13 protein-coding genes and 1 pseudogene are annotated in these 17,178 nt (G+C 72.5%); all 14 read left to right on the plus strand.

Annotated features, from left to right (window positions below; genetic code table 11):
* Nucleotides 1-77 precede the first annotated feature (77 nt).
* Nucleotides 78-2,639 (plus strand): NADH-quinone oxidoreductase subunit G, encoded by a 2,562-nt coding sequence (locus tag BIV57_RS02855; protein ID WP_071655011.1) that lies wholly within the window; start codon nucleotides 78-80, stop codon nucleotides 2,637-2,639.
* 5 nt (nucleotides 2,640-2,644) lie between these two features.
* Complete coding sequence (gene nuoH, locus BIV57_RS02860) at nucleotides 2,645-4,078, plus strand: NADH-quinone oxidoreductase subunit NuoH (protein WP_071655024.1); 1,434 nt, start codon at nucleotides 2,645-2,647, stop codon at nucleotides 4,076-4,078.
* Nucleotides 4,079-4,226: 148 nt separating this feature from the next.
* A complete protein-coding gene (nuoI, locus tag BIV57_RS02865) occupies nucleotides 4,227-4,823 on the plus strand; it encodes an NADH-quinone oxidoreductase subunit NuoI (RefSeq protein ID WP_245797396.1) in 597 nt (198 codons plus the stop codon).
* The gene (locus BIV57_RS02870) at nucleotides 4,820-5,743 is read left to right on the plus strand and encodes an NADH-quinone oxidoreductase subunit J (RefSeq protein ID WP_079169950.1); all 924 of its coding nucleotides are present in this window, start codon (nucleotides 4,820-4,822) and stop codon (nucleotides 5,741-5,743) included. The genes nuoI and BIV57_RS02870 overlap by 4 nt, the downstream gene beginning before the upstream one ends.
* The gene (gene nuoK, locus BIV57_RS02875) at nucleotides 5,740-6,039 is read left to right on the plus strand and encodes an NADH-quinone oxidoreductase subunit NuoK (RefSeq protein WP_071655012.1); all 300 of its coding nucleotides are present in this window, start codon (nucleotides 5,740-5,742) and stop codon (nucleotides 6,037-6,039) included. The genes BIV57_RS02870 and nuoK overlap by 4 nt, the downstream gene beginning before the upstream one ends.
* 13 nt (nucleotides 6,040-6,052) lie before the next feature.
* Entirely contained in the window at nucleotides 6,053-7,957 is a 1,905-nt protein-coding gene (gene nuoL / locus BIV57_RS02880; RefSeq protein WP_071655013.1) for an NADH-quinone oxidoreductase subunit L, read from the plus strand.
* 5 nt (nucleotides 7,958-7,962) lie between these two features.
* The gene (locus BIV57_RS02885; protein WP_071655014.1) at nucleotides 7,963-9,558 is read left to right on the plus strand and encodes an NADH-quinone oxidoreductase subunit M; all 1,596 of its coding nucleotides are present in this window, start codon (nucleotides 7,963-7,965) and stop codon (nucleotides 9,556-9,558) included.
* Complete coding sequence (gene nuoN / locus BIV57_RS02890) at nucleotides 9,555-11,213, plus strand: NADH-quinone oxidoreductase subunit NuoN (protein ID WP_071655015.1); 1,659 nt, start codon at nucleotides 9,555-9,557, stop codon at nucleotides 11,211-11,213. Before BIV57_RS02885 ends, nuoN begins: the two co-directional genes overlap by 4 nt.
* Nucleotides 11,214-11,439: 226 nt before the next feature.
* Nucleotides 11,440-12,459, plus strand: a complete 1,020-nt coding sequence (locus tag BIV57_RS02895) for a polyprenyl synthetase family protein (protein ID WP_071655016.1) — start codon at nucleotides 11,440-11,442, stop codon at nucleotides 12,457-12,459.
* Nucleotides 12,460-13,295: 836 nt separating this feature from the next.
* Nucleotides 13,296-13,451 (plus strand): annotated as a pseudogene (locus BIV57_RS26710) (glycosyltransferase); the annotation flags it as partial.
* 32 nt (nucleotides 13,452-13,483) lie between these two features.
* Nucleotides 13,484-13,825, plus strand: coding sequence for a hypothetical protein (locus tag BIV57_RS26715; protein WP_419185681.1), 342 nt, complete (start codon nucleotides 13,484-13,486; stop codon nucleotides 13,823-13,825).
* Between the two features lie 79 nt (nucleotides 13,826-13,904).
* On the plus strand, nucleotides 13,905-15,134 hold the full coding sequence (locus BIV57_RS02900) for a LolA family protein (protein WP_071655017.1): 1,230 nt from the start codon (nucleotides 13,905-13,907) through the stop codon (nucleotides 15,132-15,134).
* Nucleotides 15,135-15,153: 19 nt separating this feature from the next.
* Nucleotides 15,154-16,137 (plus strand): ABC transporter ATP-binding protein, encoded by a 984-nt coding sequence (locus BIV57_RS02905; RefSeq protein ID WP_071655018.1) that lies wholly within the window; start codon nucleotides 15,154-15,156, stop codon nucleotides 16,135-16,137.
* Nucleotides 16,124-17,122: an ABC transporter permease gene (locus BIV57_RS02910; RefSeq protein WP_071655019.1), complete on the plus strand. Its 999-nt coding sequence runs from the start codon at nucleotides 16,124-16,126 to the stop codon at nucleotides 17,120-17,122. The genes BIV57_RS02905 and BIV57_RS02910 overlap by 14 nt, the downstream gene beginning before the upstream one ends.
* Nucleotides 17,123-17,178 lie beyond the last annotated feature (56 nt).

The following is a 17,178-nucleotide window of genomic DNA, read 5'->3' on the forward strand; positions in this document are numbered from 1 at the left end:
AGCCGCATTTCTGGCCGCAGCCCCGCGCCCCTGCGGGGCGCACGCAGCCGCGCTGCCGAACTGTCAGGAGCCAACGCATGACCGTCACTTCGGAGGACAAGAACGCGCCGGCGGCACCGCCGCCGCAGGAGATGGTCACCGTGACCGTCGACGGGGCCGAGGTGTCGGTGCCCAAGGGGACGCTGGTGATCCGCGCCGCGGAGCTGCTCGGCATCCAGATCCCCCGGTTCTGCGACCACCCGCTGCTCGACCCGGCCGGCGCCTGCCGGCAGTGCATCGTGGAGGTGGAGGGCCAGCGCAAGCCGATGGCCTCCTGCACCACCGCCTGCACCGACGGCATGGTGGTGAAGACCCAGCTCACCTCGGAGGTCGCCGAGAAGGCCCAGCACGGGGTGATGGAGCTGCTGCTCATCAACCACCCGCTGGACTGCCCGGTCTGCGACAAGGGCGGCGAGTGCCCGCTGCAGAACCAGGCGATGAGCAACGGCCGCGGCAGCAGCCGCTTCGAGGGCGTCAAGCGCACCTTCCCCAAGCCGGTGAAGGTCTCCGAGCAGGTGCTGCTCGACCGCGAGCGGTGCGTCTCGTGCGCGCGCTGCACCCGCTTCTCGGAGCAGATCGCCGGCGACCCGTTCATCGACCTGATCGAGCGCGGCTCCAACCAGCAGGTCGGCACCGGCGACGATCAGCCGTTCGCCTCCTACTTCTCCGGCAACACCGTGCAGATCTGCCCGGTCGGCGCGCTCACCGCGGCCGCCTACCGGTTCCGCTCCCGCCCCTTCGACCTGGTCTCCTCGCCGGGCATGTGCGAGCACTGCGCCTCCGGGTGCGCGATCCGCACCGACCACCGGCGCGGCAAGGTGCTGCGCCGCCTCGCCGGCGACGAGCCCGAGGTCAACGAGGAGTGGAACTGCGACAAGGGCCGCTGGGCGTTCCGCTACGCCCAACTGCCCGATCGGCTCACGACCCCTCAGGTCAGGGACGCGGAGAGCGGCGAGCTGCGCACCGCCACCTGGCCCGAGGCCCTGGACGCCGCCGCCCGAGGGCTCGCCGCCGTCCGCGGCCGGGCCGCCGCCCTGCCCGGCGGTCGGGTGACGGTCGAGGACGCCTACGCCTGGGCGAAGTTCGCCCGGGTCGCCCTCGGCACCAACGACGTGGACTTCCGGGCCCGCGTGCACAGCCCCGAGGAGGAGCGGTTCCTCGGCGGTCTCGCCGGCCGCGGCCTGGACCTGGACGGCAGCGGCGTCAGCTACCGGGCGCTGGAGCACGCGCCCGCGGTGCTGCTGGTCGACCTGGAGCCGGAGGAGGAGTCGCCGATCGTCTTCCTGCGGCTCCGCAAGGCCGTCAAGAAGCGCCGCCAGCAGGTGTACTCGCTGGCCCCGTTCGCCTCCCGCGGGCTCGCCAAGCTGGACGGCACGCTGCTGCCGGCCGCGCCGGGCACCGTCCCGGAGTGGCTGGACGCGCTCGCCGGGAACATCGCGCCCTCCGAGGAGGGCACGGCCGCCGGGGCGGCGCTGCGCCAGGAGGGCGCGGTCGTGCTGGTGGGCGAGCGGGCGGCCGGCACCGCCGGGACGCTCTCCCGGCTGGCCCGGCTCGCCGAGGCGACCGGCGCCACGGTGGCCTGGGTCCCGCGGCGGGCCGGGGAGCGCGGGGCGGTGGAGGCGGGCGCGCTGCCCGGCCTGCTGCCCGGCGGCCGGCAGGCCGCCGACCCGGAGGCGCGGGCCGAGGTGGCCCGCCGCTGGGGGGCGGCCGAGCTGCCCTCCCGTCCGGGCCGGGACACCGCGGCGATCGTCGGGGCGGTGCTCGCCGGGGAGGTGCGGGCGCTGCTGGTCGGCGGCGTGCAGCCGGACGACCTGCCCGACCCGCGGGCCGCCCTGGAGGCGCTGGAGCGGGCCGAGTTCGTGGTCTCCCTGGAGCAGCGGCCCGGCCCGGTCACCGACCGGGCCGATGTGGTGCTGCCGGTGGCGGCCGCCCCCGAGAAGTCCGGCACCTACCTGGACTGGGAGGGCAGGGCGCGGGCCTTCACCGCGGCGCTGCTGCCCGATCAGCTGACGTCCCGCAAGCTGCCCGCGGATCTGCGGGTGCTGCACATGCTGGCGGACGCCATGGACGTCCACCTGGGCCTGCCGGACGAGGACGCGGCGCGCGCCGAGCTCACCGACCTCGGCGCCCGCCCGTCGCCCGACCACCACCCCTCATCGTCGGGCTCCGCCCGGTCCTACGATCCGCCGGAGCCCGCCGCGGCGCTGCCCCGGCCGGCCGAGGGCCAGGCGGTGCTCGCCGGCTGGCGGCTGCTGCTGGACAACGGCCGCCTTCAGGACGGCGATCCGCACCTGGCCGGCACCCGGCATCCCGCGGTCGCCCGGGTCTCCCCGGTCACCGCCGCCGAGGCCGGCGTCGGGCAGGGCGGCGAGCTGGAGGTGAGCGGGCCCGCCGGCTCGGTGCGGCTGCCCGTGGAGATCACCGAGATGCCCGACCGGGTGGTGTGGCTGCCGCTCAACTCGACCGGGCGCGGTGTGGCGGCCGAGACCGGCGCGGTGCCGGGGGACGTGCTGCGGATCGCCGCGGCCGCGCCCGCGGAGACCGCGCCGCAGCGGACTGCCCCTCAGCAAGACGTGTCGGAGGAGGCGTCGGAGCAATGACCGTCATGCATGCGCAGGTTCTCGCCGCGGGGGATGTGTCCGGGTTCGGGCACGATCCGTGGTGGATCATGCTGATCAAGGCCGTCGCCATCGTGGTCTTCCTGATGGTGTCGGTGATCTGGGCGATCGTCTGGGAGCGCAAGGTCGTCGGCTGGATGCAGCTGCGCATCGGGCCGAACCGCACCGGGCCGTGGGGGCTGCTGCAGTCCTTCGCGGACGCGATGAAGATGATGCTCAAGGAAGACCTTGTGGTGAAGAACGCCGACAAGTTCGTCCTGGTGCTGGCGCCGATCGTGGCCGTCGTCCCGTCCTTCATGGCCTGGGCGGTCATCCCGTTCGGGCCCGAGGTGTCGATGTTCGGGCACCGCACGGCGCTCCAGCTGACGGACCTTCCGGTCGGCCTGCTCTACATCCTCGCCGTCACCTCGGTGGGCATCTACGGCTTCGTCCTCTCCGGCTGGGCGTCCGGTTCGACGTACCCGCTGCTGGGTGGGCTGCGCTCCTCGGCGCAGATGATCTCCTACGAGATCGCGATGGGCCTGTCGTTCGCCGCGGTCTTCCTCTTCTCCGGGTCGATGTCGACCTCGCAGATCGTCGCCGCCCAGGCGCACACCTGGTACGTGGCGCTGCTGCCGGTGTCGTTCCTGGTCTATGTGATCGCGATGGTCGGCGAGACCAACCGCGCGCCGTTCGACCTGCCCGAGGCGGAGGGCGAGCTGGTGTCGGGGTACTCCACCGAGTACTCCTCGATGAAGTTCGGCACCTTCATGCTCGCCGAGTACATCAACATGTACACGGTCTCCGCGGTCTGCGCGACGCTCTTCCTGGGCGGCTGGCGGGCCCCGGCCCCGATCACCACGATCTGGGCGGGAGCCAACTCCGGCTGGTTCCCGCTGATCTGGTTCGTCATCAAGCTCCAGATCGGGCTCTTCTTCTTCATCTGGCTGCGCGGCACGCTGCCCCGCTTCCGCTACGACCAGTTCATGAAGCTGGGCTGGAAGGTCCTCATCCCGGTCTCCCTGGTGTGGCTGGTGCTGGTGGCCGTCGTCCGGGCGATGAAGAACGAGGGCTGGCAGTTCGGCCGGATCGCGCTGTGGACGGTCGGCGGGGTCCTGGTGCTGCTGATCCTGGCGCTGGTGTGGGACGCGGTCTTCCGCCGCAAGCCCGCCGGCGGCGGCGAGCCCGCCCCGGAGCCCGCGTTCGACCCGATGGCCGGCGGGTTCCCGGTTCCCCCGCTGCCCGGCCAGGCGCTGCCCCCGGTGCCGCGGCGCGCCCCCCGCGCCCAGCGGCGCGCGGCGGCCGCCCGCGCCGCCGAGGCGGAGACCGGCGGCACCGACACCGACGACGGCGACGGCTCGCCGAGCCCCGCGAACGCGGGCGCGCGCTCCGCTGCGACAACTTCGACCACAGGGAAGGGAGCTGAGCGAGATGACCGATGAGCAGTCGCGGGACGACGAGTCCCGCAACCTCCCCGCCGGCCCCGAGTCCGCGCGGCCGGCGCACGAGGTGCCCGGCACCCCGACGGCGGGCGGCGACTTCACCACTCCGCTGGGCCCGGCCACCGGGTTCGAGGTCACCTTCTCCGCCATGTTCAAGCGGCGGCTGACCGAGCAGTACCCGGAGCAGAAGAAGGTCACCGCGCCCCGGTTCCACGGCCGCCACCAGCTCAACCGGCATCCGGACGGGCTGGAGAAGTGCATCGGCTGCGAGCTGTGCGCCTGGGCCTGCCCGGCCGACGCCATCTATGTGGAGGGCGCCGACAACACCGAGGAGGAGCGCTACTCCCCGGGCGAGCGCTACGGCCGTGTCTACCAGATCAACTACCTGCGCTGCATCCTGTGCGGGCTGTGCATCGAGGCCTGCCCGACGCGCGCGCTGACCATGACGAACACCTTCGAACTGGCCGACGACTCCCGCGAGAAGCTCATCTACACCAAGGCGGAGCTGCTCGTCGGCCTCACCGAGGGGATGGTCGCCCCGCCGCACGAGATGTACCCCGGCACCTCGGACGAGGACTACTACCGCGGCGAGGTCACCGCGGCAGCCCCCGGCACCGAGCGCCAGGAGATCCACGACACCGCCGCGGTCGACGCGCTGGCGATGGCCGCCGCCGGCGAGAGCCCGGACATCGTGCGGCAGCCGGCCTGGCGGACCGCCAAGGAGCGCGAGGAGGCCCGCTCATGACGGCCCTTCAGTTGCTGGCGGCCACCGGGTCGCAGAACGCCTCGACCGGGGAGGCCGTGCAGTTCTGGGTCCTCGCGGTCGTGGCGGTCTGCGGCGCGCTCGGCACCGTGCTGATGCGCAAGGCCGTGCACAGCGCGCTCTGCCTCGCCGCCACCATGATCGTCCTGGCGGTCTTCTACTTCGCCCAGGGCGCCTACTTCCTCGGCGTGGTGCAGATCGTCGTCTACACCGGCGCCGTGATGATGCTCTTCCTCTTCGTGGTGATGCTGGTCGGCGTCTCCAGCGCCGACTCGCTCAAGGAGACCCTGAAGGGGCAGCGGGTCGCGGCGGTCGTCTGCGGGCTGGGCTTCGGCATCCTGCTGATCGCCGGCATCGCCAACGCCAAGCTCAACTACTTCGCGGGGCTGGGCTCGGCCAACGCCGGGGGCAACCCGGAGGGCATCGCCCGGCTCATCTTCACCCGCTACTTCTGGGCGTTCGAGCTCACCGGCGCGCTGCTGATCACCGCCGCGGTGGGGGCCATGGTCCTCACCCACAAGGAGCGCATCGAGAAGCGCAAGGACCAGCTCGACCTGGCCCGCGAGCGCGTCCGCAAGGGCGAGCACGTCACCCCGCTGCCGGCGCCCGGCGTCTACGCCCGGCACAACGCGGTGGACATCCCGGCGCTGCTGCCCGACGGCACCCCGTCCGAGCTGTCCATGCTGCCGGTGCTGCGGGAGCGCGGCCAGGAGCGGGACGTCTCCGGCGAGACCGTGCACCGCCTCGCCGAGCTGGAGTCGCTGACGGACCGCCACCTGGGCCGCGAGCCCAAGGCGACCTACCGGCCGGGCAAGCGCCCGGCGCTGCCGGGCCAGGGCGGCGGCGAGGCCCTCGCCGCAGAGCCGGACCGTCCCGAGATCGAGGGAGGCGAAACTTCGTGAACCCGGTCAACTACGTCTACCTCGCGGCGCTGCTCTTCACCATCGGCGCGGCCGGCGTGCTGATCCGGCGGAACGCGATCGTGGTGTTCATGTGCGTCGAGCTGATGCTCAACGCCTGCAACCTGGCGTTCGTCACCTTCGCGCGGATGCACGGCGGGCTGGACGGGCAGATCGTCGCCTTCTTCACCATGGTCGTCGCCGCGGCGGAGGTCGTGGTCGGCCTGGCGATCATCGTCAGCGTGTTCCGCACCCGCCATTCGGCGTCGGTCGACGACGCCAACCTGATGAAGCTGTAGGGGCTGACGCTTCGTGAACTCTCTTCTGGGACTGCTGATCGCGGCGCCCCTCCTCGGAGCCGCGGTCCTCCTGCTCGGCGGGCGCTTCGTCGACCGGGTCGCCCCGGTCCTCGGCAGCGCCCTCGCCGGGCTGTCGTTCGTCCTCGGGGCGATCCTCTTCTCGAACCTGCTGGGCAAGCCGGCCTCGGGCCGCGCGATCGACTCCGACCTGTTCACCTGGATGCACGTCGGCACCTTCAAGGCCGACGCCGCCTTCCACCTCGACCAGCTGTCGATGACGTTCGTGCTGCTGATCACCGGCGTGGGCACGCTGATCCACATCTACTCGATCGGCTACATGGCGCACGACGAGAAGCGCCGCAAGTTCTTCGGGTACCTCAACCTGTTCCTCGCGGCGATGCTGATCCTGGTGCTCGCCGACAACTACCTGCTGCTCTACGTCGGCTGGGAGGGCGTCGGCCTGGCGTCCTACCTGCTGATCGGGTTCTGGCAGCACAAGCCGAGCGCCGCCACCGCCGCCAAGAAGGCCTTCCTCGTCAACCGGGTCGGCGACATCGGGCTGGCCGTCGCGGTCTTCCTGATGTTCACCACCTTCGGGACGTTCACCTTCCAGGGCATCCTGCATCCCTCGGTGGTCTCCTCGGCCGGGCAGGGCAAGGCCACCGCCCTCGGCCTGGTGCTGCTCCTGGCGGCCTGCGGCAAGTCCGCGCAGGTGCCGCTGCAGTCCTGGCTGGGCGACGCGATGGAGGGCCCGACCCCGGTCTCGGCCCTCATCCACGCGGCGACCATGGTCACCGCCGGCGTCTACCTGATCACCCGCTCCTCGGCGATCTTCAACGCGGCGCCCACCGCCCAGCTCGCGGTGGTCTGCGTCGGGGCCGTCACGCTGCTGTTCGGGGCGATCGTCGGCTGTGCCAAGGACGACATCAAGAAGGCCCTCGCGGGCTCGACGATGAGCCAGATCGGCTACATGATCCTCGCCGCGGGCCTCGGCCCGATCGGCTATGTCTTCGCGATCATGCACCTGGTGACGCACGGCTTCTTCAAGGCCGGCCTCTTCCTCGGCGCGGGTTCGATCATGCACGCCCGCGAGGACGAGGTCGACATGCGCAAGTACGGCGGCCTGTGGAAGAAGATGCCCTGGACGTTCGCCACCTTCGGGCTGGGCTACCTCGCCATCATCGGCTTCCCCGGCCTCTCGGGCTTCTTCTCCAAGGACAAGATCATCGAGGCGGCCTTCGCCAAGGGCGGCACCGAGGGCTGGATCCTCGGCGGCGCCGCCCTGCTGGGCGCGGCCATCACCGCCTACTACATGAGCCGCATCATGGTGATGACCTTCTTCGGCAAGCCGCGCTACACCACGAAGGCCGAGGGCGGCACCTCGCCCGAGGCCCACGAGTCGCCCGCGGTGATGGTCGCCCCGATGGTCGTCCTCGCCGTCGGCTCGGTCTTCGCCGGCGGGTTCTTCTCCCTCGGGTCCCGCTTCCTGCACTGGCTGGAGCCGGTCACCGGCCACAGCGAGGGCCACTCGCCGGTCTCCACCGGGGTGCTGACCGCCGCCACCATCGTGCTGATGCTCCTCGGCATGGGCCTGGCCTGGTTCCAGTACGGGATGCGGGAGGTGCCGGCCGCGGCGCCGCGCTCGATCTGGCCCGTCCGGCTGGCCCGGCGCGACCTCGGCCAGGACGACTTCAACCACGCCGTGTTCGTGCGCGGCGGCACCCGGTTCGCCGACGGGCTCGCCGAGTTCGACGCCAAGGGCGTGGACGGGGCGGTGCGCGGCGTGGCCGGGGCGGTCGGCGGCGGCTCGTCGCGGCTGCGGAAGCTGCAGAACGGCTACGTCCGCTCCTATGCGTTCTCCATGTTCGGCGGCGCGGTGCTGATCGTCGCCGCCACTCTCTTCATGAGGGCGGTGTAGATCAAATGTCCTTCCCCCTGCTGACCGTCACCGCGGCGGTACCGGCGGCGGGCGCCGTCATCACCGGCGCCCTGCCCGCCGCGCGCCGCGGGGCGGCCAAGGCGACCGCGATGGGCTTCGCACTGGCGACGCTCGTCCTGGCCGCCGTCGTCACCGGAAGATTCCGACCCGGCGGCGCGCAGTACCAGCTGACGGAGAGCCACTCCTGGATCCCCGCGTTCGGGGTGCGCTACCAACTCGGCGTGGACGGCATCGCGGTGGTGCTGGTGCTGCTCACCGCGGTGCTGCTGCCCGTGGTGATGCTCGCCTCCTGGCACGACGCCGACCTGCCGGCCGAGGGCCCCAAGGACAAGCGGCGCCCGGCCGGCGCCTTCTTCGGGCTGATGCTGGCCATCGAGGCGATGGTGATCATCGCCTTCGAGGCCACCGACGTCTTCCTCTTCTACATCTTCTTCGAGGCCATGCTCATCCCGATGTACTTCCTCATCGGCGGCTTCGGGCAGAAGTACGAGGGGCGGCGGGCGGCGGTCGGCGACAGCGCGGACGAGTCCTCCGTGCGGCGCTCCCGCGCCGCGGTGAAGTTCCTGCTCTACAACCTGCTCGGCGGGCTGGTGATGCTGGCGGCGGTGGTCGCGCTGTACGTCAACGCGCACAGCTTCTCCGTCCCGGCGCTGCAGAACGCGCACCTGTCCACCACCGCCGAGCGGCTGATCTTCCTCGGCTTCATGTTCGCCTTCGCGGTGAAGGCGCCGCTGTGGCCGCTGCACACCTGGCTGCCGGGGGCGATGGGGGAGTCGACGGCCGGCACGGCCGTGCTGATCACCGCGGTGGTCGACAAGGTCGGCACCTTCGCGATGCTGCGGTTCTGCCTCCAGCTCTTCCCGGGCGCCAGCGCCTGGGCGACGCCGGTGGTGCTGGTGCTCGCGGTGATCTCCATCCTCTACGGGGCGATCCTCGCGGTGGTCCAGAAGGACATCAAGCGGCTGATCGCCTACGCGTCCATCTCCCACTTCGGCTTCATCATCCTGGGGATCTTCGCGCTCAACTCCCGCGGCCAGTCCGGGGCGACCCTCTACATGGTCAACCACGGCATCTCCACCGCCGCGCTGATGCTGATCGCCGGGTTCCTGATCTCCCGCCGCGGCTCGGCGCTGATCGCCGACTTCGGCGGGGTGCAGAAGGTCGCGCCGATCCTCGCCGGCACCTTCCTGGTGGCCGGCCTCGCCACCCTCTCGCTGCCCGGCCTCGCCCCGTTCACCAGCGAATTCCTGGTGCTGCTGGGCGCGTTCGAGCACACCCCGGCGATCGGCGTCGCCGCGGTCGTCGGCATCGTCTTCGCCGCCCTGTACGTGCTGGTGCTCTACCAGCGGACCATGACGGGCCCGGTGAAGGACGGCGTCACGGCGCTCAAGGACCTGAAGGTCCGGGAGATCGCGGTGGTGGCGCCCCTGATGGCGCTGCTGCTCTTCCTCGGCGTCTATCCCCAGCCGGTGCTCAACGTGGTGAACCCGTCCGTCGGGCACACCATGAGCGCCCTGCACAAGCAGGACCCGAAGCCGACCCACCCGGTCGCCGAAGCCATCAACGGAGGCAGCCGATGAGCGCCACCGCGGTCGCGGCCCCCGCCGTCCACAGCCTGTGGACGACGGCGGCCGCTGCGCCCATCCACGCGCCGAAGATCGAGTACGCCCAGCTGTCACCGATCCTGGTGGTGCTCGGCGCCGCCGTGGCCGGCATCCTCGTCGAGGCCTTCGTGCCCCGCCGGGCCCGCTACGGCACCCAGCTGGCCGTCACCCTGATCGGCCTCGCCGGGGCGTTCGCCGCCGTCGTCGGCCTCGCCGCCACCGGCTACGCCACCACAAAGGCGGACCTCGCCGCGATGGGCTCCATCGCCGTCGACGGCCCGTCACTCTTCCTCCAGGGCACGCTGATCCTCGTCACCGCGGTCGGCGTGCTGGCCATCGCCGAGCGCGGCCTGGAGCCGCAGAGCCGCGAGGTGCCGCACGTCGACGCCTTCGCGCCGCAGGCCGCGGCCGTCCCCGGCAGCGAGGACGAGAAGGCCGCCGCCCGGGCGGGCTGGTCGACCACCGAGGTCTTCCCGCTCACCCTCTTCGCCCTCTCCGGGATGCTGGTCTTCCCGGCCGCGGGCGACCTGCTGACGCTCTTCATCGGCCTGGAGATCCTCTCCCTGCCGCTGTACCTGATGTGCGCCCTCGCCCGGCGCCGCCGCCTGCTCTCCCAGGAGTCGGCGGTGAAGTACTTCCTGCTCGGCGCCTTCGCCTCGGCGTTCTTCCTCTTCGGGACGGCGCTGCTGTACGGCTACGCGGGGACGCTGGACCTGGGCGGGATCGCCAAGGTGGTCACCGGGGACGCGGCGCCCAACGCCGCGCTGAACGCCTCCGCGCACGGCGACGCGCTGCTGCTGATCGGCGGCGCGATGATCGTCATGGGGCTGCTCTTCAAGGTCGGCGCGGTGCCCTTCCACGCCTGGACCCCGGACGTCTACCAGGGCGCCCCCACCCCCATCACCGGCTTCATGGCCGCCGCCACCAAGGTCGCCGCCTTCGGCGCCCTGCTGCGGCTGCTGTACGTGGCGCTGCCGGAGATGCGCTGGGACTGGCGGCCCGTCATGTGGGGCGTCGCCATCCTCACCATGGCGCTCGGCGCGATCGTCGCGGTCACCCAGACCGACGTCAAGCGGATGCTGGCGTACTCCTCCATCGCGCACGCCGGGTTCCTGCTCACCGGGGTGATCGCCGGCAACAAGCAGGGCGTCTCGGCCGTCCTGTTCTACCTGGCCGCCTACTCCTTCGTGACGCTCGGCGCCTTCGCCGTCGTCACCCTGGTGCGGGACGCCGGCGGCGAGGCCACCCACCTCTCCCGCTGGGACGGCCTGGGGCGGCGCTCCCCGCTGGTGGCCGTGACCTTCGCGCTCTTCCTGCTGGCCTTCGCCGGGATCCCGCTCACCAGCGGCTTCTCCGGGAAGTTCGCGGTCTTCTCGGCCGCCGCCAAGGGCGGGGCGGTGCCGCTGGTGGTCGTCGGCGTGCTGTGCAGCGCGGTGGCGGCGTTCTTCTACGTGCGGGTCATCGTGCGGATGTTCTTCGCCGAGCCGCGGGCGGACGGGCCCAGTGTCGCCGTCCCCAGCGCGCTCACCGGCACCGCGATCGCCGTCGGAGCAGCGGCCACGCTGGTGCTCGGCGTCTTCCCGCAGTGGGCCTTCGACCTCGCCGACAAGGCGTCGGTCTTCATCAGGTAACCGTGCACCCGTCCGGCGGCCACGCACAGGCATCCCCGATTCCCCGGGGGGCCTGTGCGTGGCCCGCGTGCGAAGGGGGGATCCTGGGACAGGGATCGGGCGGTCCCGGCGCGGCATCACGCCGCGCATCACCCGCCCGGGGAACAGTGAACGGGAAGCGAACGGATACGCTGACAGGACGGCGAGCCAGATGACCAGTGCCGGAGCAGTGACAGGAGCGTTCCCCGTGACCGTCGACGGGCCCTTCGGGCTGAGATTTGCGGACCCCGCCCTGGACGCGGACATCCGCGCCGGCATGGCGGCCGTCGAGGAAGGCCTCCTGGAGGCCACCAAGAGCGACGTCCCGTTCATCACCCGCGCCGCCCGGCACCTGCTGGAGGCCGGCGGCAAGCGGTTCCGTCCCCTCCTGGTGCTGCTCGCCGCCCAGTTCGGCGACCCGCAGGCGCCGGGCGTGGTGCGCTCCGGCGTCGTCATGGAACTGACCCACCTGGCCACCCTCTACCACGACGACGTCATGGACGAGGCGGACCGCCGCCGCGGCACCGTCTCGGCCAACGCCCAGTGGGACAACTCGGTCGCCATCCTCACCGGCGACTTCCTCTTCGCCCGGGCCTCGAAGCTGATAACCGATCTCGGCGACCGGGCGGTGCGCGCCCAGGCGGAGGCCTTCGAGCGGCTCGTCACCGGGCAGATCCTGGAGACCGTCGGCCCCGAGCCGGGCGGCGACCCGATGGCCCACTACCTGGAGGTGGTGGACGGCAAGACGGGCTCGCTCTTCTCGGCGTCCTGCCAGTTCGGGTCGTGGCAGTCGGGCGCGGACGACCGGGCGGTCGAGCTGCTCCGCAAGTTCGGCGACCGGGTCGGGGTGGCCTTCCAGCTCGCCGACGACCTGCTGGACATCGCCAGCGACGCGGAGGAGTCGGGCAAGGTCCCCGGCATCGACCTGCGCGAGGGCATCCCCAGCCTGCCGGTGCTTCAGCTGCGGGCGATGCCGGCCGACCCGTCCGTCCCCGGCGACGCGCGGCTGCGCGAGCTGCTGGACGGCGGCCCCGACGCGCTCGACGACGACGCGGTGCTCGCCGAGGCGGTCGCCCTCTTCCGCGCCCACCCGGCGCTGGAGGTGGCCCGCCGCGAGACCCTCCGGGTCGCCGCCGACGCCCGCGCCGTCCTCGACCCGCTGCCCGACATCCCGGCGAAGGACGCCCTGCAGTCCCTCTGCGACATCGTCGCGCACCGCGCGGGCTGACGTCCGCCCGGCCTGCTGCCGTGGCCGGATGCGCCCACCGAACCCCCGGCCCCGGCACACGTAGCCGGCCACGGCGCAAGGTCCTGTCCGGGGTCCGGATCATGGCGCCCGACGCCGTACGGGGCCGCCTGCTGCGTTGTCGGGATCGCCCGAGTACGCCCGGTACGAGGACGACCCTCCGCCTTGCATCCGGCCCCGTCTGACGCCGGGCGCTGATCATGATCCGGACTCCGGACAGGACCTTGCGGGACTCGCCGGCGGCCTGTGCCTGGTGCGCGGCGTCCGCGGGGGAGCTGGTGTCCTCCAGCCGCACGCCGACGACTCTGGCCAGCGCCCGAATGTCGGTCAGCTGCGGGCGCACGTCCGCCGGCAGGTCGTTGCCGAGCCGGGTGTACTGCCCCCGCAGCCACTCCGCCTGCTCGGGCGAGAGCGGCATGCGGCGCTGCGCCTCCAGCGCCCCCGGCGCCCGTCGCGCGCGCCCAACCGCCCGACCGGTCCAGCGAGTTGTCGTAGACGATGCCGCCGCCCCAGCGGTGCAGCCGGACCGAGTCCAGGAACCGCCGCTCGTCCGCGCCCTGCAGCGTCTTGGGGATGCCGTGGTAGTCCTTGTCGTGGATGTCGGTGGCGACCACCCGCCCGTAGCCGGCCTCCTCGCATGTTCATGTAGCGGCTGAGGTTGGCGGTCCGGCTGATCGCCGCCGGCACGACCATCACGTCGGTCTCGGTGGTGAAGCCCAGCCGGCGGAACTCGACGGCCTCGCGCTCGGCCGAGCCGCTGCCCATGCTGCCCTCCCGCACGAGGTTGAGCCGCTCGTCCCTGGCGGGGACCGGGGGCCGTGACGATCCTGCCCCGCACCTCGGACCGCGCCGAGCTGGACGCGGACATCCGGAACGCCGACGCGGTCCCGATGCCGTCCAAGCACGAGGGGTTCGGGCCGGTCGGCACGGAGGCGGCGGCGCACGGGGTGCCGATCCTCGTCAACGAGGACAGCGGCACGGGTACTTCCCGCGCGACTCCAGCCGGGTGCCGTCGCAGGTGGGGCGGCCTTGCGTGGTGGCCGATCCGGCGCCGGGCTCGGGGAGCAGCCGTGCGCGGGCGTGGTCGGAGGCGATCACGGAGCTGGACCGGAACCTCCCTGAGCGGCGCGAGAACGCGGCGGCACTGCGGGAGACGCTCAAGCAGTACTCCTGGGACGACGCGGCCCACGCGATGGTCGTCGACCACCGCCCCGGCGGCTACCCGCAGCGCATCCGCGTCCATGCCGACCCCATCGGGGACAGGTCCACGCGACCCTGGCCGATCGGCCGATCCCCACCCGTGCGCCGTAATCCCGGGGGAGTACGCGGACTTGGCCCTCCGGCTTGATGCGCTCGGCGTGGCAGGGTGGTTCTCTGGGATGCAGAAGCCCGAAGCGTGGGTCGCAACCGACGGAGGTAGCGCACAGATGTCACGCACAGACCAGGGCCCCCGGCGGTCGCGCCGGTACGCCCGGATTGCCGTCCCGGCCGGCGTCGCCGCCGTCGCGGCACTCGCCGCGAGCCTGGGGCCGGCGCTCGCCGACAGCGGCGGGCCGAGCCTCACGCACCTGACGGCCAAGCAGTTGCTGGAGAAGATGGCCGCGGCCCGCGGCGGCACGGAGGCGTTCTCCGGAACGGTCACCTCCACGCCCGACCTCGGCCTGCCGCAGATCCCGTCCGGCCTCGGCGGCGCGGCCGGATCGTCGTCGACGCCCTCGGGGGGCGCCGGCGGCAAGGCCTCGTCCTCGGCCGCCGACCCGCAGAAGCACCTGATGGGCCTGCTCACCGGCGACAGCACCATGCAGGTCGCCGTGGACGGGCCGAAGAAGAGCAGCGTCGCCCTGGTGGAGAGCCTCGCCGAGTACCGCGTGGTGCGCAACGGCGACTCCGTGTGGGCGTACGACTCCTCGTCCAACACCGCCTGGCACCGCACGCTCAGCGGCGCCGAGCAGAAGCAGATGCAGCAGAAGAAGGCGGCGACGCCGAGCCCCGAGGCGACCACCCCGTCGGCCGTGGCCGATCGGCTGCTCGCCGCCGCGGGCCCGTCCACCAGCGTCAACGCGGACGGCACCACCACGGTCGCCGGCCGCGACGCCTATGTGCTGGACCTGACGCCGAAGAACACCGGCTCCACCATCGGCGACGTCAAGATCGCCGTGGACGCGCAGAAGTACGTTCCGCTGCGCGTCACCGTCGACCCCGCCTCCGGCGGCAAGGCGGCGTGGCAGGTCGGCTTCACCAGCATCAGCTTCGGCACGCCCCCGGCGAGCCGGTTCGCCTTCACCCCGCCGTCCGGCGCGAAGGTCACCACCGCCACGCCCAAGGCGAAGGCGGGCGCGCGGCCCGAGCACACCATGACGCCGCAGCAGAAGGCGAAGGCCAAGGCGCACGCCAAGCAGAACTCGGCGAACCGCAAGACCTTCGGCAGCGGCTGGGCCACCGTCTACCGCATGCAGGGCGCGAGCGGCTCGGCCGGCACGAACGGCGAGATGCAGAAGGCGCTCTCCGCGATGGGCAGCAAGGTCAGCGGCAGCTTCGGCAGCGGCACGCTGGTCAAGAGCCGCCTGATCAACGTCCTGGTGACGGACAGCGGCAAGGTGTACGCCGGCGCCGTCCCGTCGTCGACGCTGATCAGCGACGCCAACGCGGACCGCTAGGCAGCGAGCGACCCACGTGATGAACCGCGCACCCGTCATCCGCACCCGCGGCCTCTCCAAGCGCTACGGAGGCCGCGGGAGCGGTCAACTCGCCGTCGACGGACTGGACCTGAGCGTCCCCGCCGGCAGCGTCTTCGGCTTCCTCGGACCGAACGGCTCGGGCAAGACCACCACCATCCGCATGCTGCTCGGCCTCATCACGCCCTCCGCGGGCCGGGTCGAGCTGCTCGGCGGCGACATGCCGTCCGCGCTGGGCACAGTGCTGCCCCGGGTGGGGGCGCTGATCGAGGGCCCGGCCCTCTACGGCTTCCTCTCCGGGCGGGACAACCTGGCGCGGTTCGACGCCGCCGACCCCACCGCCGATCCGCGCACCCGGTCGACGCGCATCGGGACGGCGCTGGAGCGGGTGGGGCTCTCGCACGCGGCGGCCAAGAAGGCCCGCGCCTACTCGCTGGGCATGAAGCAGCGCCTCGGCATCGCCGCCGCGCTGCTGCAGCCGCGCGATCTGCTGGTGCTGGACGAGCCCACCAACGGGCTCGACCCGCAGGGCATGCGGGAGATCCGCTCGCTGGTGCGGGAGCTGGCCGGCGACGGCTCGACGGTCTTCCTCTCCTCCCATCTGCTGGACGAGGTGGAGCAGGTCTGCACGCACGCCGCGGTGATGTCCCGCGGCCGGCTGCTCACCCAGGGCACGGTGGCCGAGCTGGCCTCCGGCACCCGCGGGCGGGTGGTGCTGCGCGTCCCGCGCGAGGACGAGGAGGCGGCGGTGCGGGTGCTGACGAAGCATCGGCTCACCGCGGAGCCGCCCTTCGCCGAGGAGGACGGCGGGGCGGTGCTGCGGCTGGAGGCGGACGCGGCGGCCCTGGACGGCGCCGATCCGTCGGCGGTCGTCGCCGATCTCGTCCATGCCGGAGTGCGGGTCCGCGCGTTCGGCGTGGAGCGCGGCTCGCTGGAGGACGCGTTCGTGGCCCTGACCGGGGAGGGATTCGATGTCGCAGGCTGAGCAGACCGAGCACGCCGAGCAGACCGAGCAGACCGAGCACGCCGAGCACGCCGAGCACGCCGAGCACGCCGAGCAGGTCGAGCACGCCGAGCACGCCGAGCAGGTCGAGGCGGACGCGGCCCCGGCGCCGGCGGCCGACGGGCGGGCCTGGCCGGCCCGGCGGGCGTCCCATCCCCTGACGCTCTTCCGCAGCGAGCTGTCGGTGATGTTCCGGCGCTGGCGGACGCGTTCGCTGCTGGCGCTGGTGGCGGCGGTGCCGCTGCTGATCGGCATCGCGGTGCGCGTCAACGAGTCGGACTCGCGGGGCGGCGGCGGGCCGGGGTTCATCGCCCTGGTCACCGAGAACGGGCTGTTCCTGGTCTTCACCGCGCTGGCCGTCACGCTGCCGGTGTTCCTGCCGCTGGCGGTCGGCGTGGTGGTGGGCGACTCGATCGCGGGCGAGGCGAGCACGGGGACGCTGCGCTATCTGCTGGTCGGCCCGGCCGGCCGGGCCCGGCTGCTGCTGGTGAAGTTCGCCGCCGGGATGGTCTTCTGCGTGGCGGCGACGTTCGCGGTGGCGGTGGTGGCGCTGGCCGCGGGGGCGGCGCTCTTCCCGGTCGGGAAGGCGACGCTGCTGTCCGGGGCGAGCATCGGCACGGGCGAGACGCTGTGGCGCGCGCTGCTGGTGGCGCTGCTGGTGGCGGCCTCGCTGCTGGGCATCGCGTCCATCGGGCTCTTCGTCTCCACCCTCGTCAACAGCGGTATCGCGGCGATGGCGACGACGGTGGGCGTGCTGATCATCGTCCAGATCATCGCGGGCATTCCGCAGCTGCACGCGCTGCATCCGTGGCTCTTCTCCAACTACTGGATGAGCTTCGGCGACATCCTCCGCGATCCCGTCTACACCACCGACATCTGGAAGAACCTGGGCCTCCAGGCCCTCTACACCGCCGTCTTCACCACGGCCGCCTGGGCCCGCCTCACCATCCGCGACATCACCGCCTGACCGCTGCCCCGACCCCTCCGGACGCGCAGCGTCCGGGCGGGGTGCCGGGGCGGAGG

Origin of the sequence: Mangrovactinospora gilvigrisea (assembly GCF_001879105.1) — a bacterium.
In the GTDB taxonomy this organism is placed as follows: Bacteria; Actinomycetota; Actinomycetes; order Streptomycetales; family Streptomycetaceae; genus Mangrovactinospora; species Mangrovactinospora gilvigrisea.

Excerpts from the sequence above, each read along its gene's own strand:
- BIV57_RS02855 (WP_071655011.1), top strand. The coding sequence starts at position 78 with ATGACCGTCACTTCGGAGGACAAGAACGCGCCGGCGGCACCGCCGCCG.
- nuoH (WP_071655024.1), top strand. The coding sequence starts at position 2,645 with ATGCATGCGCAGGTTCTCGCCGCGGGGGATGTGTCCGGGTTCGGGCAC.
- nuoI (WP_245797396.1), top strand. The coding sequence starts at position 4,227 with ATGTTCAAGCGGCGGCTGACCGAGCAGTACCCGGAGCAGAAGAAGGTC.
- BIV57_RS02870 (WP_079169950.1), top strand. The coding sequence starts at position 4,820 with ATGACGGCCCTTCAGTTGCTGGCGGCCACCGGGTCGCAGAACGCCTCG.
- BIV57_RS02885 (WP_071655014.1), top strand. The coding sequence starts at position 7,963 with ATGTCCTTCCCCCTGCTGACCGTCACCGCGGCGGTACCGGCGGCGGGC.
- nuoN (WP_071655015.1), top strand. The coding sequence starts at position 9,555 with ATGAGCGCCACCGCGGTCGCGGCCCCCGCCGTCCACAGCCTGTGGACG.
- BIV57_RS02900 (WP_071655017.1), top strand. The coding sequence starts at position 13,905 with ATGTCACGCACAGACCAGGGCCCCCGGCGGTCGCGCCGGTACGCCCGG.
- BIV57_RS02905 (WP_071655018.1), top strand. The coding sequence starts at position 15,154 with ATGAACCGCGCACCCGTCATCCGCACCCGCGGCCTCTCCAAGCGCTAC.
- BIV57_RS02910 (WP_071655019.1), top strand. The coding sequence starts at position 16,124 with ATGTCGCAGGCTGAGCAGACCGAGCACGCCGAGCAGACCGAGCAGACC.